Here is a 17,753-nt window from a genome sequence, read left to right on the forward strand (position 1 = left end):
GAGGTGGATTGGTTAATATCAGCCAATGGCTATGGTTGATATTAACCAATATTGCTCACCATGATGCGTATGGTGTTATTAGCCTAAAAATAATTTATAAGCAGGATTTTGCGTTTCTTCCCAGTACGGATAGCCTAGGTTATTTAGGAAATCAGAAAACTCAGATAGTTCATTTGGCGGTACTTGCATTCCAACTAATACGCGGCCAAAGTCTGCGCCATGGTTGCGGTAATGAAATAGACTAATGTTCCAATCATGCCCCATCGTATCTAGAAACTTCATTAGTGCGCCAGGTTTTTCCGGAAATTCAAACCTGAATACAACCTCGTGTTCGGCTTGAGGCGCATGGCCGCCAACCAAGTGTCGTAAATGTAGTTTAGCGACTTCATTTTCTGACAAATCAAGTGCTGGTAAGCCGTGCGCTACTAAGTCTTTCACCAGCGTTGCTGATTCTGCCGGGTCGTTTACTGCCACACCGACAAAAATGTGTGCTTCTTTCTGGTCAGAGTAGCGATAATTAAACTCAGTGATATTACGGTTGCCAAGTAAGTGGCAGAACGCTTTAAATGCACCAGGCTTTTCTGGAATGGTCACAGCCAGTACCGCTTCACGCTTTTCACCTAGTTCCGCACGCTCTGCAATAAAGCGTAGGCGGTCAAAGTTCATATTGGCGCCAGAAGCAATGCCAATCAGTGTTTTGCCTTCTAATTTTTCTCGTGCAGCATAGGCTTTCAGTCCTGCTGTGGCAAGTGCGCCTGCTGGCTCTAAAATGCTGCGCGTGTCTTCAAACACATCTTTGATTGCTGCACAAATCGCATCGTTATCAACCACAATCATTTCATCAACATACTGTTGGCATAGTGCAAAGGTATGTTCACCCACTTGTTTGACTGCAGCGCCATCGGCAAATAGGCCGACTTGATCCAGCATGACACGCTGGCCTTTGTGCAAGGACTCAGTCATTGCTTCGGCATCGCGTGCTTCCACGCCGATGATCTTAATTTCGGGGCGAACCGCTTTGACATAGGCAGCAATACCGGCCAATAACCCACCGCCACCAACACAGCAAAAGATTGCTTCAATTGGTTCAGGGTGTGCTTCTAAAATTTCCATCGCAATCGTGCCCTGACCAGCAATGACATCAGGATCGTCATATGGGTGCACAAATGTGAGGTTTTCAGACTTTTCTAGCTCCAGCGCGTGCACATAGGCATCTGAATAACTGTCACCAAATAATACTACTTCAGCACCGCGGCTTTTAACGGCATTGATCTTAATGAGTGGCGTAGTTGTCGGCATTACAATCACAGCGCGGCAACCTAGTTTTTGCGCTGATAGCGCTACCCCTTGCGCATGGTTTCCTGCACTCGCCGCAATCACGCCTGAGTCTAATGCTGCTTTTGGCAGATTTGCCATTTTGTTATAGGCACCGCGCAGCTTGAACGAAAAGACTGGCTGCATATCTTCACGTTTGAGCAATACGCGGTTGTGAATGCGTGCAGATAAGTTTGGCTGAAAGTCTAATGGCGTGTTTTTAGCCACGTCGTAAACGCGTGAGTTTCTGATTTTTTCTAGATAGTTAGTAGGCATGCGTTATTTTGTATTAGTAAGTAGCGGTGTATAGTGATGGTTTGATTGACATTATAAAGAATTTATAAGGAATTAAGTAAATGGCGTTTACACAAGACGAATTAAAGCAACAAGTTGCAAAAGCAGCAGTGGAATATGTAAAAAGCGGCATCATTGGTGTGGGCACAGGCTCTACCGCTAACTTTTTTATTGAAGAGTTGGCGAAAGTGAAGCATAAAATAGACGGCGCAGTGGCGAGTTCTGAAGCAACAGCACAACGCTTACGTGGTCATGGCATTGAAGTGTTTGACTTGAACTCAGTAGATGGCTTGGAAATCTACGTAGATGGTGCTGATGAGATTACAGAGCATATGCACATGCTAAAAGGCGGTGGCGGTGCGTTAACCCGTGAGAAAATTGTTGCAGCAGTTGCCAAAAAGTTTATTTGTATCTGTGATGCAACTAAATACGTACCAGTGTTAGGTAAGTTCCCATTACCGGTAGAAGTGTTGCCAATGGCAAAAAGCCATGTGGCACGTGAGTTGGTGAAGTTAGGTGGTCAGCCACAATTGCGTGATTTCACTACTGACAACGGTAACTTGATTCTTGATGTACATGGCCTAACGATTACTGATCCGGTTGCGATGGAAGCAAAAATCAACCAAATCGTTGGTGTGGTGACTAACGGGCTATTTGCCGCTCGCCCAGCCAATGTGTTGTTGCTTGCAACGGCTGACGGTGTAAAAACCTATCAAAAGTAAGTATTAATATATTATTGTAATAATATTGTCATATTGAATCGTTAGACTATGTTTATTAGCGGATATTGGAAATTATAAAATGCATTCTGAACATACCTTTAAGCAATATGATGCAGAGTTAGAGGCTTTACGGGGTAAAGTGCTTGAGATGGGCGGCTTGGTTGAGCAGCAAATCGTACAAGCACTTGAAGCCTTGGTGAAGCTAGACTCAAATCTAGCTAAAGAAGTGATGGGTAACGATCACCTTGTTAACGCACTTGAAGTGCAGATTGATGAAGGATGTAGTCAGATTATCGCCCGCCGTCAGCCAGCTGCAGGTGATTTGCGTATGGTGATGATGATGGTGAAAACGATCACGGATCTTGAGCGTATCGGCGATGAGGCAACTAAAATCGCCCGTACTGCACAAAAGATTTTTGATGAAGATCGCATGTACAAGCCACGTTTTAATGAAATTAAATCGATGGTGGCATTGGTTAGAGAAATGCTACGCACTGCACTAGATGGCTTTGCTCGATTGGATGTGAGCAAAACCGTAGAAGTAGCAAGGCAAGATGAGCAGGTGGATGAGCACTTCCGTTCTGCGATGCGTCAGTTGATTACTTTTATGTTAGAAGATCCGCGTACGATTTCTATGTCGCTAGAGGTCTTGTTTGTAGCTAAAGCCATTGAGCGTATTGGCGACCATGCTAAAAATATTGCTGAATATGTCGTGTATATGGTGAAAGGTAAGGATGTACGCCATATCTCAGTGCAAGAGATGGAAAGAGAAACATTAGAGCCATAACATTGGAGTGCTATGCTAGAGTGAGGTGGCGTTATCTGGTTTCGTGAATCAAATAAAAAAGGCGGTTTTTAAAACCGCCTTTTTTATTTGCGTAAGCAAATTGTATTTATATTTAAAACTAGACTATTTAAAATAAAGTTATTTAGAATCTGCACTGGTTTTTTTAGTAGCCGTTTTCTTGGCTACGGCTTTCTTTGGCGCAGCTTTTTTCACGGCTGGCTTATCTTTGCTTGTTTTTGCGGTGCTAATTTTCTTTTCTGCCGCAGGTTTTGCTGCTGTCGTTTTTTTGGCGACGACTTTTTTAGCCGCAGTTTTCTTAGCTGGGGCTTCTTTAGCGGCTTTTGCGCTTAATAGCTCCAGTGCCTCTTCCATGGTGAGAGATTCAGGCTCTACGCTTTTTGGTAAGGTTGCACGAATCTTTCCGTGTTGCACATATGGGCCATAACGTCCGGCAAACACCTCAATTTGACCATCTTCGGTTGGATGGTTACCCAGTGAGCAAAGTGGTGCTGGGCCAGTGTTAGCTTGCGCTAATAGCGCTACCGCACCGTCTAGGTCAATACTAAATACGCTTAGGTTTTTAGGGATGGATTTGAACTTCGCGTCGTGGTTGATATAAGGGCCAAAACGACCAATATTCGCGATGATTTTTTTGTTGGTCTCAGGGTGTAGTCCTAGGTCGCGTGGCAAAGACAGCAACATGTTTGCGGTATCTAAGTTGACATTTGCGAGCGGAATCTCTTTCGGGATGCTCACGCGTTTTGGTTTCTTTTTCTCGCCTTCTATGGCAAGTCCCAATTGTAGGTATGGGCCATAAGGACCATTCATTAGGTAAATTTCTTTACTAGTGGCTGTGTCTATACCAATCGCTACTGGGTCTGCACCAGCGTTGGCTGTGCCATCGATACTACGTTTGTAGTCGCATTTTGGCGTGTCGTTATAACCTGTACAACCAATAAAGCTACCAAATCGGCTTAATTGCTTTTGTAATGGCTTGCCACATTTTGGACAGGCTTCATCGATAAGCTCGTTACCCGGGCGCTCAACGTCTGCTTTGTTATGAATTTGCTGGTTAAAGTCTTTCCAGAACTCATCCATCAGCGGAATCCACTCGCGTTCACCTTCGGCCACGCTATCCAGCGCATTTTCAAGGTTTGCGGTGAAGTCATAGTCCACATACTTGGTGAAATGTTCGGTTAAGAACTTATTCACAACTCGGCCAACATCTGTGGGTGTGAAGCGCTTTTTATCTAGCAGTACATATTCACGGTCTTGCAGCGTACTAATAATACTTGCATAGGTAGAAGGGCGGCCAATGCCGTACTCTTCTAATACTTTTACTAAGCTAGCTTCAGAGTAGCGCGGAGGTGGTTCGGTAAAGTGTTGGTCACCATAAATCTTCTCTACTGTGAGTACTTCGCCTGTTTCAAGATTAGGCAGTTTGCTTTCGTCTTCTTCCTCTTCGTCATCAGAGCCTTCCATATATACCGCGATAAAGCCTGGGAATACAAGGGTTTGGCCTGTTGCACGGAACAGGTTCGCATCACTGCCCACGCTTAAATCTACGCTTACTGCATCAAACTTGGCTGGTGCCATTTGGCAAGCAAGTGCACGTTTCCAAATCATTTCATACAGCTTGAATTGTTCGTCATTTAAATATTGGCGAACGCTGGCTGGTGAACGTGAAATGTCTGTTGGACGAATCGCCTCATGTGCTTCTTGTGCACTTTTAGACTTGGTTTTGTACATGACGGGTGATTTTGGTAGGTAATCAGCGTCAAAATTCTTTTTAACGTAGTCACGAATTTGCATGACTGCTTCAGTCGCCAAGCTAAATGAGTCGGTACGCATATAGGTGATTAAACCTACGGTACCGCTGCCTACATCAACACCTTCGTATAATTGCTGTGCTACACGCATCGCGCGTGAAGTGGTGAAACCTAGTTTACGCACCGCTTCTTGTTGCAGTGTAGAGGTGGTAAATGGCGCAGCAGGACTACGGCTACGTTGTTTCTTTTCAACCCTAGATACTGTGGTTTTACCCGCGCTGGCTAATAATAGTTTGCCAACAATATCAGCTTGTTGATCATGGTTAATAACCGTGAATTGCTCAACTTTCTGATTGTTGAGTTGTACTAGTTTTGCTTTAAAACCATGCTGATGCTTTAAAGCGTCTAAATGGATAGACCAATATTCTTGCGATTTAAACGCTTCAATCTCTAACTCACGCTCAACAATTAGGCGTAGTGCTGGGCTCTGTACACGACCAGCTGATAGCCCACGACGGATTTTCTTCCACAGTAATGGCGATAAATTAAAACCGACTAAGTAATCTAGCGCACGGCGCGCTTGTTGCGCATTTACCATCGGCATAGAGATATCGCGTGGCTCGGCAATCGCGTGCTCTACAGCACCTTTGGTAATTTCATGAAACACGACACGTTTCATGAGTTTGTTTTTGAGTAGATTCTTAGATTTTAAGATTTCGGCAATGTGCCAAGAAATAGCTTCACCTTCACGGTCTGGGTCAGTTGCCAGATAGATGCTATCAGCACTTTTGACTGCTTTTGCAATCGCGTCCACATGCTTACTGTTGCGCTCAATGATGTCGTACTTCATGGCGAATTGGTTTTCGGTATCTACCGCGCCATTTTTAGGAATTAAATCACGCACATGTCCATAGGAGGCAAGCACCTCAAAATCGCTCCCAAGATATTTCTTGAGCGTTTTTGCTTTAGATGGAGATTCAACAATAAGTAGTTTGGACATGAATGCCTAATAATAAGGAGTTTGCTTTTCTAACATTTTGGATGATAACAAGGACATTGCCTAAAATACAACAACTTAAGCGATATAGTGTGAAAATTTTTGCCTGTTACCTTATTTGTTGCGAATAAACTCAATTTTGCTGCCTTCGGTGTTGGCTAAGCTCAATGCTGCCCCTTCGTTGGCAATATCGCCGAATAAAGGATCTTCATCATCAGCCTTGGCTTGACTCAGATTTTTGAAGTCATATAAGTTCGTGTCAGCTAAATGCGATGGTTCTACATTAGTGATTGCGCGGAAAATATTATTGATGCGCCCAGGTTGCTCACGCTCCCAGTTTTGTAGCATGTCTTTCACTTTTTGACGTTGCAGGTTCTCTTGGCTACCGCATAAGTCGCAAGGGATGATAGGGAATTCCATTTGGCGGGCATAGCTAGCAATGTCTTTTTCACTGCAATAAGCCAATGGGCGAATCACGATATTTTGTTTGTCATTGGTAGCTAACTTTGGCGGCATAGCTTTCATTTTCGCGCCAAAGAATAAATTCAGGAATAAGGTTTCAACGATATCATCACGGTGGTGGCCAAGTGCAATTTTATTTGCACCTAATTCTTTAGCGGTGGTGTAAATGACACCGCGACGCAGACGTGAGCATAGCGAGCATGTAGTTTTACCTTCAGGTATCTTTTCTTTAACGATTGAATAGGTATCTGCTTCTACAATCCGATAATCAATCCCTAGCTTTTCAAAATAGGCAGGCAATATATCTGCAGGGAAGCCTGGTTGTTTTTGATCAAGATTCATTGCAATCAGTTTGAAGTTGATGGGCGCACGCCCCTGCAATGCGAGCAGAATCATCAGCATCGCGTGAGAGTCTTTACTTATTAGCATAACTCTGTAAGCTAATTTTGCAAAAAACTCTATAAAATCATATAGAAAATAGATATACATGTTTACATATTAATATAAATGTTAACTTTCGGTAAATTTTCACATCAATGTTTACATTAATGATGACCTAAATTTGACAAAGAAGGGTAATAAATTATTATTTGTTTTATTTATATAAGGAACTGGTGGATATCTCCAGTGCCGCTATTGTGCACTGGTGATACTCTCCAGTATGATATTGAATGACACAAATAATCGAATCTAAATTGTATGCCCCATCTTTTTCTGGGCATGAAACCTTTCCACTTCGTCAATTGTGGCTTAAAAAGGTTTTTAACCAAAAAGACTCAGACAACATTGTACACAAAGAAGTATTTTTAGATGAAGCCGCAATAGCCCGTTTTGGTGTTGGTAAAAATATGGTTGCGTCTAACTCCAGTTGGTTTTATGCTGATTGCAAATTGACCGATGGTGTCGATACAGTCACATCAACCTACCTATTATCAATGTCATCTCAAATTAAAGATTTAATCAACAATCCGCTTATTAGTATTAAATCAATTTATCTTGTGTCGCCTCCCTATCTCAACCGAACAGAATCTTGGAGCATGAGTCCGCTCAACAAACTAAGCGTTGGGAAGGTGTCGTATGAAGATTACGAAAGTAATATTGAAATTTATGAACTGAAAAGTGGTGAAATACTTTACTCATCAAGTGACATTGATAGCCATGAACAGGTTGAAGATATCCAAGTTGTTTATAGTTAAATCTACAACACAGAATTTAATCTAAGCGACCCAATAAGCTGCAAGTTTTCTCACAAAAGTTGCAATTAAAGATCCGATATGTTGCAACTGCGTATTGCTGTGAAAAAAGCCACTAATTACTATTTCAATAAATCCACGTGTTATTACGTTTAATTGCCACTATAAGGTACTTGGTTCAAGGGCTACTTCCGGCCCATAGCGGACATAAGCTGCAACTATTTTTGAAAGTGCTACTGAAAAACTAGTTCAATTCTAATCTAGAATTTCGTAAGCGCCAATTTCTCCCCACATTACAACCTATTTAGATTTAGTTGATACTACCTCTGACTAAATTTAGTAGGTGGTTATATGCAATCAGAACAAAATACAAAAAGATGGTTTGATCATATCGAGGCTTGGCAACAAAGTGGCATTAATCAATCAGAGTATTGCCGCCGTCATAAATTATGCATTAAGTCATTTTCAAGCTGGAAATTGAAACGGACTAAGCTGTCACAGGAAACCTTAAAAACTTCTGATGCTGACATCCCAGTGTTTACTTCATCATCAGCATCTATGCCATTAATTCCAGTTGCTATCTATGAGCAAATGGGGGCTGTCACAGAAACAGAACCTAATGCACGAGAACCATTAAGTTCTGGCTTTTCTGGTATTACCCTTATTTTCAAAAATGACTATCAAATATCGCTAGCTATTGGCTTTCATCCAGCTACATTGAAAAATGTACTACAGGTATTTGCCGAATAATCATGTTTGATATTGTTGCTCAACAGGTTTGGTTAGCACCTGGTGCTACTGACATGCGTAAATCAATCGATGGCCTTGCTGGTATCGCCCAATTGGTCATTAAACAAGATCCCCTTGCTAGGCATCTATTTGTATTTTGCAACAAACATCACAATCGCCTCAAAATTCTCTATTGGGATCAGAACGGTTTTTGGTTATTTTACAAACGCCTCGAAAAAGGCAGGTTTAAATGGCCATCCACTAACAATGATCCCATCTGTATTACACGTCCTCAGCTTGCCTGGTTACTACAAGGGTTGTCCATTGAACAGAAGCAGGCGCATCGACCACTCCCAGTTAAAATTGTTGCTTGACACAATATGCCACTTAGTGGCATATTGTGAGCAATGCATCGAATATTCAAAACACGTCATTTTCATCGTTGGATGAGCAAAACTGATCTTAGTGACCAGTCTCTTTGCTATGCAATCTCAGAAATGATAGAAGGTTTGGTGGATGCACACTTGGGAGGTAGTATAGTCAAGAAGCGGGTTGCTGGGCGCGGTAAGAGTAGCGGTGCAAGAACGATTGTTGCCACAAATTTCGGTAATCATTGGTTTTTTCTGTACGGATTTGAGAAAAATGTACGTGCTAACATTACCGATAATGAGCTAGACGCTTTAAAAGAAATCGCAACAGACTTACTAGCTTTAAATGATGACGCGCTAACTTATGCCGTTGCCCAAGGGAAATTGTTGGAGATATATTATGACCACTAAACGTATTGTTAAAAGCTCAATATTAGAGGCTGTCCATGAGACAGCACAGGATCTACTCGAACTAGATTTTATTAATAAAAATAGAATGCAACAGTACGAGGCCATGTGCCTGCAACCGATCCCTGATTACGATCAGGTAAAAATTCGCGCATTGAGAGACCGCTATAAGCTTAGTCAGTCTGCATTTGCTATTGTTCTCAATACCAGTCCCTCAACTATACGCAAATGGGAAGTTGGTGATAAGCACCCTAGCGGCCCTTCACTTAAATTACTCAATCTTCTAGACCGCAAGGGTCTAGAAGTATTGATCTAGGGTAGATATCAATAGATGCCTAATCAACCACTTTTGCCTGAAATGAGCGATGAAGAGGCAGAAATGCTTGATAGATTGTTTAACCCTAAGACTCATGGTGAAGTACGTGTTGAAAAAGATGAAAGAAATAATCAGTTAATAGTCAATTGGTACGACGAAGGACTCTCTTCCTACAGCCATATGAATATGGAAACACGCAATGAAATTTATAGCGCCCAAACCTTCTTAAGGTTACATAAAGATTTTGTTGTTCTGGCAGATAGGTCTAAAACTCTTGAGCAAGAAAATGAGTATCTCAAAAACCAGGTAGCACTATTCAAACACAAAGAGTTTGGCGCAAGCTCAGAGCAGCTAACTTCACCTACAATCGAAGTGGAAAATGTAGCAAATGATTGTGTTGGAGTGAGCCTATCTGCAACAGACTTAGCCAATCAAGATAAAAAGCCAAGGCTAGTCTCAAGCAATGCTGGAAGAAAACCACTACCAGCACACCTGCCGCGAGAAAGAGTCGAATACAAACTGCCACCAGAAAAACAAGTCTGTGAATGTTGTGCAGGCAAGTTGCATGAGTTTGGTGAAGAAATGACCGAGCGACTAACTGTGATTCCTGCACAATATAAAGTAATTCAGCATGTAAGGCAGAAATATGTTTGCCGTAACTGTGACAAATTCACAGTTGCTGAGGGTTCAAAATCATTAATACCTGGCAGCAGCTACAGTAGCCCAGAATTTTTAGCAGATGTTGCAGTAAAGCGATACCAGTTTGGTCTGCCATATTATCGCCAAGAAACAATATTTAATCATGCAGGATTACCTTTCAATCGCACTACATTGGCGAACTTGATGATTGGTTGTGTAGATAAGTTGCAACCACTGTATGCAGTACTGAAATCTGAGTTACGTAATCAAGATATCATTCACGCAGATGAAACCAGTTTCCAAGTACTTAAAGAGACAAATCGCCTACCTCAATCAAATTCATATGCGTGGATGTATTGCAGTGCTGCAAAAGCAAATAAACCTGTAGTGCTATTTGAATATCAAGCTACAAGATCTGGTAGTCACCCAGTGAAATTTCTAACTGGAGATGATAACAATCGATTTGAAGGTTATTTATTAACAGATGGATACTCTGGATATAACAATATAGCAGGAGTGACAAGGGTTGGTTGTATGGCTCATGTCAGGCGAAAGTTTGACGAAGCTCTCAAAATATTACCTATAGGAACTGAAAACTCTTATGCTCACCAAGCAATGAGATTGATTGGTAGTTTATACGCTATTGAGCGAAAAATTTCAGAACAACCACCTGAGGTTAGGTACAAGATTAGGCAAGCTGAAAGCCTGCCAATTTTGCTTGAGATGAAACAATGGTTAGATAAATTGTATCCCGATGTTGTACCAAAGAGCTTACTAGGTAAAGCGATAAACTATGCGCTCAGTCAATGGCGTTACGTATCAAAGTACGTTGAGGATGGTAGACTAGCTATTGATAACAATATCGCAGAGCGTGAAATTAAGGCCTTTGTTATTGGCAGGAAAAACTGGCTATTCGCAGACAGTACCGATGGCGCGGAAGCAAACGCTGTGATGTATAGCTTGGTGCAAACGGCTATCGCGAATGGAATAGAACCATATAGGTATCTATGTCATGTATTTGAGCGCATGCCATATATGAAAAATTCTAAAGATGTTGAATCACTATTGCCATGGAATGTAAGGTTTGCGGAAAATGAAAATTTAAGAATTGCAGCTTAAAAATTTGCATTATGAGAGTACCTTTAAACTTAGAGTAATTCGGGATCGCCTTAATGATCCGTTTGAGCGCTAAATAAATATTTACATCATTTGAAAAAGTGTTATTGTTATTTTTATAAGCTACGTTAATCGAGTGAAAAAACGTAGCGCCGTCTGGGAAACTGGATGTCACCTGGAGTGGCTAGGTGCGAAAGCACTGAGAGAGTCTCGCATGCAACGATCACTTCGGTGGTCGTTGCTTTTTCGCTTTACATAGTTTTCCCTTAACGACTGCTGAGGGGGACAAAGTGGCTATTCCATTTTTGTGAATTGATCTCTATAGACTATCCAAAGCAGACGTTCAAAATACACTAGATATTGATTAAATAATTGTATTACCTCAAACGTAATGCATTGGTAATCACAGATACAGAACTCAAACTCATGGCTAGAGCTGCAATCATCGGTGATAGTAACCATCCTGTCAGTGGGTAAAGCAGGCCAGCCGCCAAAGGTACACCTAGTGAATTGTAAACGAAGGCAAAGGTAAGGTTTTGCTTCATATTAATAATCGTCTGCTCCGAGATTGCTCTCGCTTGAGCGATGCCGCGCAGGTCACCTTTTACAAGAGTCACTTGGGCACTATTCATTGCAACGTCTGTTCCAGTCCCCATTGCGACACCTACATTCGCTTTAGCCAGCGCAGGTGCGTCGTTGATACCATCGCCCGCCATTGCAACGAAACGGCCCTCACGTTGTAATTTATCTACCAGCGCTAATTTGTCAGCAGGCCTGACTTCGCCATAGACCTCATCAATACCAAGTTTGGCAGCTACTGATTTTGCTGTTGCAAGACCATCTCCGGTTGCCATGATTACCCGAATATCAAACGATCTGAGAATGCTCAATGCTTCTAATGAACTTGCCTTAATTGGGTCAGAAACAGCTAGTAATCCGGCCATTTTCCCATCTACCGCCAATATCATGACACTAGCCCCCTCGGCTCTTAATGCTTCTGCCTGTGGCTTCAAATCTTCTACAGATACACCAATTTGCGTCATCAGTGCAGTATTGCCTAACGCAAGTGCTTTGCCAGTCACAATCCCTTTAACACCGATACCAGAAATTGAATCAAATGCTTCTACCTTATCCAGTACAAGCCCCTTTTCTCGCGCGGCTTGCACAATAGCATCTGCCAGAGGATGTTCACTTCCCTGATCTAAACTAGCCGCCAGACGCAGCACTTCATCCTCGGTGAACCCTTTGTTAGCAATAATACGGTCAAATCTAGGTTTGCCTTCTGTTAGCGTCCCTGTCTTATCGACAATGATGGTGTCAATTTTACGGAAGTTCTCTATGGCTGCCGCATCACGGAATAACACGCCTTGAGAAGCTGCCTTACCTGTAGCAACCATAATAGACATCGGCGTTGCCAGCCCTAGTGCACATGGGCAGGCAATAATAAGAACAGCAACAGCATTAATAAGACCATAAACCCAACTTGGCTCAGGGCCAAATATTCCCCAAGCAAAAAATGTCAGTATCGCGATAACTACAACCGTCACGACAAAATAGCCAGCCACATGATCAGCCATGCGCTGCATAGGGGCTCTGGAGCGTTGTGCTTGCATCACCATTTGCACAATACTGGAGAGAACAGTCTGAGCACCCACTTTTTCGGCGCGTAATACTAATGCACCGTTTGTGTTTAGCGTTGCACCAATCAGCTTATCACCGACACGTTTTGTCACGGGAACAGGTTCGCCAGTCAGCATGGATTCATCAACGGCACTTCCTCCCTCAATCACAATGCCATCAACGGGTACTTTCTCACCTGGACGAACGCGAAGCGTGTCACCGACATGAACGTGCGTCAAAGGCACATCCTCTTCACTGCCATCGGCATTAATCCTGCGGGCAGTCTTAGGTGCTAACCCTAGTAATGATTTAATTGCAGCTGATGTCTGTGAGCGTGCTTTAAGCTCAAGCACCTGACCTAGCAAGGTCAGGGAAATGATCACGGCAGCTGCCTCAAAGTAGACTGCCACACGCCCCATGGCTATAAACGATTCTGGAAAAACATCAGGAGCTACCGTAGCAACAACGCTGTAGACAAAAGCGGCTGATGTTCCTAAACCAATCAAAGTCCACATGTTGGGTTTGCGATTAATGACTGACTGCACACCCCGCTGGAAGAAAGGCCAGCCTGCCCATAACACAATCGGTAATGAAAGAACGAGCTCGATCCAGCTTTGTGTTGTCATTTCGAACCACTGTAATCTGTGACCTAGCATCGCTAACACTGTGACGATAATGGTAAGTGGCAATGTCCATATAAAGCGTCGTTTGAAATCCACTAATTCTGGACTTTCACCTTCTTCCAATGTTGGCATTTCCGGCTCAAGTGACATGCCGCACTTAGGACAAACTCCAAGCTTGTCCTGACGTACCTCGGGGTGCATTGGGCAGGTATAAACTGTACCCGTAGCATTTATTTCAGCTGTTACTGACCCAACATTAACAGGATTAGATTGATGATATTGAGAAGGATTTTCTGTAAACTCCCCTTTACATCTTGCACTGCAGAAATAAAACATTCTTCCTGCATGCTGCAATGAATGTTGAGACTGTTCAGTAACATTCATTCCGCATACAGGATCTTTTAACTGTTCAGAGTTATTGTTATGCATATCCACGGACTCTACTCCTTCGATTATTAATGTAGCTTAACTAACCAACCAAACCGTACCCAGCGTTTTTCACAGCCGATCTAATCTGATCCGTGGTAGTCAAATTCTCGTCGTATTGAACCTGAGTATCGCCAGTTGATAACTCCACCTGCACTCCATCAACACCGTTAATAGATTTCAGTGCTCGCGTTAAACTATTTACGCAACCACCACATGTCATGCCGGTTACTTTTAAAAATTCTGTTTTCATGATGATTCTCCTTAAATTTAATGTGTATGCTCATGCTGCGAATGCTCTTGAACTTGATCATCTGGCACTTTATCTGCATGGGAATGTTCACCCATGTCTGTCGTTGTGTCACTGTGGTGACCATGTCCAACACCACCTTGTGGTACTGGCAGTGACATGACTCCCAATCCATGCCGATAGACTAACTCTCCACCATGCCATGCCGTGATGACAACCATACTCCACGCACCAATCACCGAAATTACAAACCACCAGGCAGTGGGTGAGCCGACCTTATTACGCCAGACATCCCAACCAGCTAGAATGATTAACAATATTGATGTTCCTAGCGCCCAGTTGCGGTGGATTAACATAGTAGCGTGGCTGACATCATCATGGGTTACGCTGTTATAAGCCTGCCAGCCAAAAAACACGGCTGGCAATACTGATAACGCGCTTAGCCACAATAGAGTGCGAGCAAGAATCGCAAAGTTGCTGAAAATTGACGTCCCTCGCGTTGCCACTGCCGCAATATGAAAAACAGCTGACACCGTGGTAAGTGCAATTGGAAAGTGCACTATCAACGGATGCAGGTTAGGAATTATTTCAGGCATTCGGAGCTCCTTTTCTTTGGAGTGATATTTGTTTTATAAGTGCGTAAATTGCTGGGATCACGATAAGCGTCAATACCGTTGAAGAAACCATACCGCCTACCATAGGCGCAGCAATTCGTCGCATTACTTCAGACCCGGTGCCGCTTCCCCACATAATAGGAAGCAAACCTGCCATGATGGCCACTACAGTCATCATCTTTGGCCGTACACGTTCTACTGCACCTTCCATCACGGCTTCATAAATATCGGCGACAGTGAACTCTTTGCCTTCGGACTCGCGATTTGTTTTGAGATAATTGTATGCATGATCGAGATAGATCAGCATAATCACACCGGTCTCCGCGGCTACGCCAGCTAAAGCAATGAATCCGACTGCAACGGCGACGCTCATGTTGTAGCCTAACCAATACATAAGCCAGATCCCGCCAACTAACGAAAACGGTACGGACAGCATGACGATAAAGGTTTCTGTTAAGCGCTTGAAGTTTAGATACAGCAACACGAAAATAATGAGCAATGTTAGCGGGATCACGACTTTCATCTTGGCTTTAGCACGTTCCATATATTCAAACTGGCCACTCCATGTGGCGTAATATCCAGGCTGGAACTTAACCTGTTCACGGACTGCTTTCTGCGCATCGGCCACATAACTGCCGATGTCTCTATCGCGAATATCGACAAAAATATAAGCGGATAGCAATGCATTCTCGGTACGGATGCTAGGCGGCCCTTTCTCTAAGGAAATGTGCGCCAATTGACCTAGCGGGATCAATGCTCCGTTCATGGCAGGCACTAATACCTGACGCGCGATAGCATCCGGGTCTGAACGCAGTTCGCGTGGATAACGCGTGATTACCCCAAAGCGCTCTCGTCCTTCAACCGTCGTGGTAACTACTTCCCCGCCAAGCGCGCTGCTGATCACATCCTGCAAGTCGCCCACGGCTAGACCATAGCGAGCCAGTGCCATCCGATCCGGCTCAATATTCAGGTAATAACCTCCCGTGATACGCTCTGCATAAGCACTCGTGGTTCCCGGTACGTTTTTAACTACAGCCTCGATAGATTTGGCGAGCTTTTCCATTTCAATCAAATCCCTGCCGAATACCTTGATGCCGATTGGTGTGCGGATACCTGTTGACAGCATGTCGATACGTGCCTTAATCGGCATCGTCCAGGCGTTGCTCACACCGGGCAATTGCACGGCTTTATCCAGCTCCGAGATAATCTTGTCGATATTCATGCCAGGACGCCATTCGCTCTCCGGTTTAAGATTAATGACTGTCTCAAACATTTCCATAGGCGCCGGGTCCGTAGCGGTATTAGCGCGACCTGCCTTGCCAAAAACCGAGGCTACTTCCGGGAAGCTCTTAATGATTTTGTTCTGGGTTTGCATAATCTCTGCGGCCTTCGTCACAGATAGTCCGGGCAAGGTGGCTGGCATGTAGAGCAAGGTGCCTTCGTTGAGGGTGGGCATGAACTCGCTGCCGAGTTTAGTCAGAGGATAGACAGAGATACCAAGCACAAGCAGCGCAAGCAGGATGGTAGTTTTTTTCCAGCGCATCACTAATGCAATGACAGGACGATAAATCCAGATCAGGAAGCGATTTACCGGATTTTTACCTTCTGCCATGATTTTGCCTCGTACAAACAGCAGCATCAGTACTGGTACAAGCGTTACCGAAAGCAGTGCTGCTCCAGCCATCGAGAATGTCTTGGTGAATGCAAGCGGCTGAAACATGCGGCCTTCCTGCGATTCCAGCGTAAATACAGGCAAGAAGGAAACGGTAATGATGAGCAGGCTAAAAAATAGCGCAGGGCCTACCTCTTTACAGGCATCAATAATAAGCTGCAATCGAGGCGCATCAGGCGGTGCCCGTTCAATATGCTTGTGGGCATTCTCTATCATCACAATGGCAGCATCTACCATAGCGCCGATGGCAATCGCGATGCCGCCCAAGCTCATGATGTTGGAATTGAGACCTAACGCATGCATCAGCGAAAATGCAATCAGAACACCAACCGGCAACATCACAATCGCGACTAGCGCACTTCGCACATGCATCAGGAATAGCATGCAAACCAATGCGACCACGATGCTTTCTTCCAGCAGCGTGGTCTTGAGATTATCAATCGCCCGATGAATCAAATCGGAACGGTCATATACGGTTTCCACCGTAACGCCCGGTGGTAAGCCAGGCGCAAGCTCAACGAGTTTTTGCTTGATGTTGTGGATGACTTCAAGTGCATTCTGACCGTAGCGGGACATGGCAATGCCGGCGACCACTTCGCCTTCACCATTGAGCTCGGCAATGCCGCGTCGCTCATCCGGTGCCAATTCAACCCTTGCCAAATCACGCAGCAATACCGGTGTACCTTTATCGGCCTTGACTACGAGTGTTTCCAAGTCACCGATGCCGCGCAGATATCCTTTGCCACGCACCATATATTCGGTTTCCGTCATCTCGACTACGCGTCCGCCGACATCGCGATTGCTCTCGCGAATCACCTGTGTAACACGCGATGGTGATACACCATAGGCTTGCAGCTTGCGTGGATCAAGAACGACTTGATACTGTTTAACAAAGCCGCCAACGCTGGCAACCTCTGCTACGCCATGCGCCTTGGTCAGCTGATAACGTAAATACCAGTCCTGAATTGCGCGCAATTCCTCAAGAGAGCGATTTTTTGCCAATACCACATACTGATAAACCCAGCCTACACCAGTAGCATCCGGACCCAGCGTTGGCGTAACGCCGCGTGGCAATCGGCCAGTCACACTGTTCAAGTATTCCAGTACGCGAGAACGTGCCCAGTAAATATCAGTACCATCTTCAAAGATCACGTAAACAAAGCTGGCACCAAAGAACGAAAAGCCACGCACGACTTTTGATTTTGGTACTGACAACATCGAGGTAGTGAGTGGATAGGTCACCTGATCCTCTACAACCTGTGGCGCCTGCCCCGGATACTCGGTATAGACTATCACTTGAACATCGGACAAATCCGGGATGGCATCCAGAGGCGTTTTTAGCAACGAATAAACACCGGCACCCACTGTAAATAACGTGGCTAACAAGACAAGAAATACGTTGCGTACTGACCAGTTAATAATTTTTTCCAACAT

General features: G+C 44.0%; 15 protein-coding genes. 8 read left to right on the forward strand and 7 right to left on the reverse strand.

The genetic code is table 11. The annotated features are described in order from the left end of the window. Nucleotides 1-78: 78 nt before the first annotated feature. On the reverse strand, nt 79-1,590 hold the full coding sequence (gene ilvA, locus FG24_RS05400) for a threonine ammonia-lyase, biosynthetic (protein WP_036301798.1): 1,512 nt from the start codon (nt 1,588-1,590) through the stop codon (nt 79-81). Between the two features lie 80 nt (nt 1,591-1,670). On the opposite strand from ilvA, the gene rpiA reads away from it, so the two are divergent. Next, nucleotides 1,671-2,330, forward strand: coding sequence for a ribose-5-phosphate isomerase RpiA (rpiA, locus tag FG24_RS05405; protein ID WP_036301800.1), 660 nt, complete (start codon nt 1,671-1,673; stop codon nt 2,328-2,330). Nucleotides 2,331-2,409: 79 nt separating this feature from the next. Then, nucleotides 2,410-3,117: a phosphate signaling complex protein PhoU gene (gene phoU, locus FG24_RS05410; protein ID WP_036301802.1), complete on the forward strand. Its 708-nt coding sequence runs from the start codon at nt 2,410-2,412 to the stop codon at nt 3,115-3,117. 138 nt (nt 3,118-3,255) lie between these two features. Here phoU and topA read toward each other — a convergent pair whose 3' ends face one another. Together topA and ttcA are read right to left on the reverse strand one after the other, a co-directional pair. Next, nucleotides 3,256-5,886 carry a type I DNA topoisomerase gene (topA, locus tag FG24_RS05415; protein WP_036301804.1) on the reverse strand — a complete coding sequence of 877 codons (2,631 nt, stop codon included), beginning with the start codon at nt 5,884-5,886 and terminating at the stop codon, nt 3,256-3,258. A gap of 111 nt (nt 5,887-5,997) precedes the next feature. Beyond that, nucleotides 5,998-6,774, reverse strand: a complete 777-nt coding sequence (ttcA, locus tag FG24_RS05420) for a tRNA 2-thiocytidine(32) synthetase TtcA (protein ID WP_036304002.1) — start codon at nt 6,772-6,774, stop codon at nt 5,998-6,000. A 242-nt stretch (nt 6,775-7,016) separates the two neighbouring features. Here ttcA and FG24_RS12385 point away from each other — a divergent pair, with 242 nt between their 5' ends. The 6 genes from FG24_RS12385 (at nt 7,017) to tnpC (ending at nt 11,117) form a co-directional block, all read left to right on the forward strand. Then, nucleotides 7,017-7,541: a DUF4007 family protein gene (locus FG24_RS12385; protein WP_051901444.1), complete on the forward strand. Its 525-nt coding sequence runs from the start codon at nt 7,017-7,019 to the stop codon at nt 7,539-7,541. 348 nt (nt 7,542-7,889) lie between these two features. After that, complete coding sequence (gene tnpA, locus FG24_RS05430) at nt 7,890-8,288, forward strand: IS66 family insertion sequence element accessory protein TnpA (RefSeq protein ID WP_036301806.1); 399 nt, start codon at nt 7,890-7,892, stop codon at nt 8,286-8,288. Between the two features lie 2 nt (nt 8,289-8,290). Beyond that, nucleotides 8,291-8,641, forward strand: a complete 351-nt coding sequence (gene tnpB, locus FG24_RS05435; RefSeq protein WP_036301809.1) for an IS66 family insertion sequence element accessory protein TnpB — start codon at nt 8,291-8,293, stop codon at nt 8,639-8,641. A gap of 33 nt (nt 8,642-8,674) precedes the next feature. After that, nucleotides 8,675-9,046 (forward strand): type II toxin-antitoxin system RelE/ParE family toxin, encoded by a 372-nt coding sequence (locus FG24_RS05440; protein WP_036301810.1) that lies wholly within the window; start codon nt 8,675-8,677, stop codon nt 9,044-9,046. Further along, nucleotides 9,036-9,359 carry a helix-turn-helix domain-containing protein gene (locus FG24_RS05445; protein WP_036301812.1) on the forward strand — a complete coding sequence of 108 codons (324 nt, stop codon included), beginning with the start codon at nt 9,036-9,038 and terminating at the stop codon, nt 9,357-9,359. Before FG24_RS05440 ends, FG24_RS05445 begins: the two co-directional genes overlap by 11 nt. Nucleotides 9,360-9,374: 15 nt before the next feature. Then, a complete protein-coding gene (gene tnpC / locus FG24_RS05450; RefSeq protein WP_051901445.1) occupies nt 9,375-11,117 on the forward strand; it encodes an IS66 family transposase in 1,743 nt (580 codons plus the stop codon). A gap of 374 nt (nt 11,118-11,491) precedes the next feature. Here tnpC and FG24_RS05455 read toward each other — a convergent pair whose 3' ends face one another. Genes FG24_RS05455 through FG24_RS05470 form a run of 4 tightly spaced genes read right to left on the reverse strand, consistent with a single transcriptional unit; the run spans nt 11,492 to nt 17,753 of the window. Next, nucleotides 11,492-13,786 (reverse strand): heavy metal translocating P-type ATPase, encoded by a 2,295-nt coding sequence (locus FG24_RS05455; RefSeq protein ID WP_235189720.1) that lies wholly within the window; start codon nt 13,784-13,786, stop codon nt 11,492-11,494. Nucleotides 13,787-13,826: 40 nt separating this feature from the next. Continuing rightward, on the reverse strand, nt 13,827-14,036 hold the full coding sequence (locus FG24_RS05460; protein ID WP_036301815.1) for a heavy-metal-associated domain-containing protein: 210 nt from the start codon (nt 14,034-14,036) through the stop codon (nt 13,827-13,829). A 17-nt stretch (nt 14,037-14,053) separates the two neighbouring features. Next, nucleotides 14,054-14,629 carry a DUF2231 domain-containing protein gene (locus tag FG24_RS05465; protein WP_051901446.1) on the reverse strand — a complete coding sequence of 192 codons (576 nt, stop codon included), beginning with the start codon at nt 14,627-14,629 and terminating at the stop codon, nt 14,054-14,056. Continuing rightward, a complete protein-coding gene (locus FG24_RS05470) occupies nt 14,622-17,753 on the reverse strand; it encodes an efflux RND transporter permease subunit (protein ID WP_036301818.1) in 3,132 nt (1,043 codons plus the stop codon). Before FG24_RS05470 ends, FG24_RS05465 begins: the two co-directional genes overlap by 8 nt.

This window comes from Methylotenera sp. L2L1 (assembly GCF_000744605.1).
In the GTDB taxonomy this organism is placed as follows: Bacteria; Pseudomonadota; Gammaproteobacteria; order Burkholderiales; family Methylophilaceae; genus Methylotenera.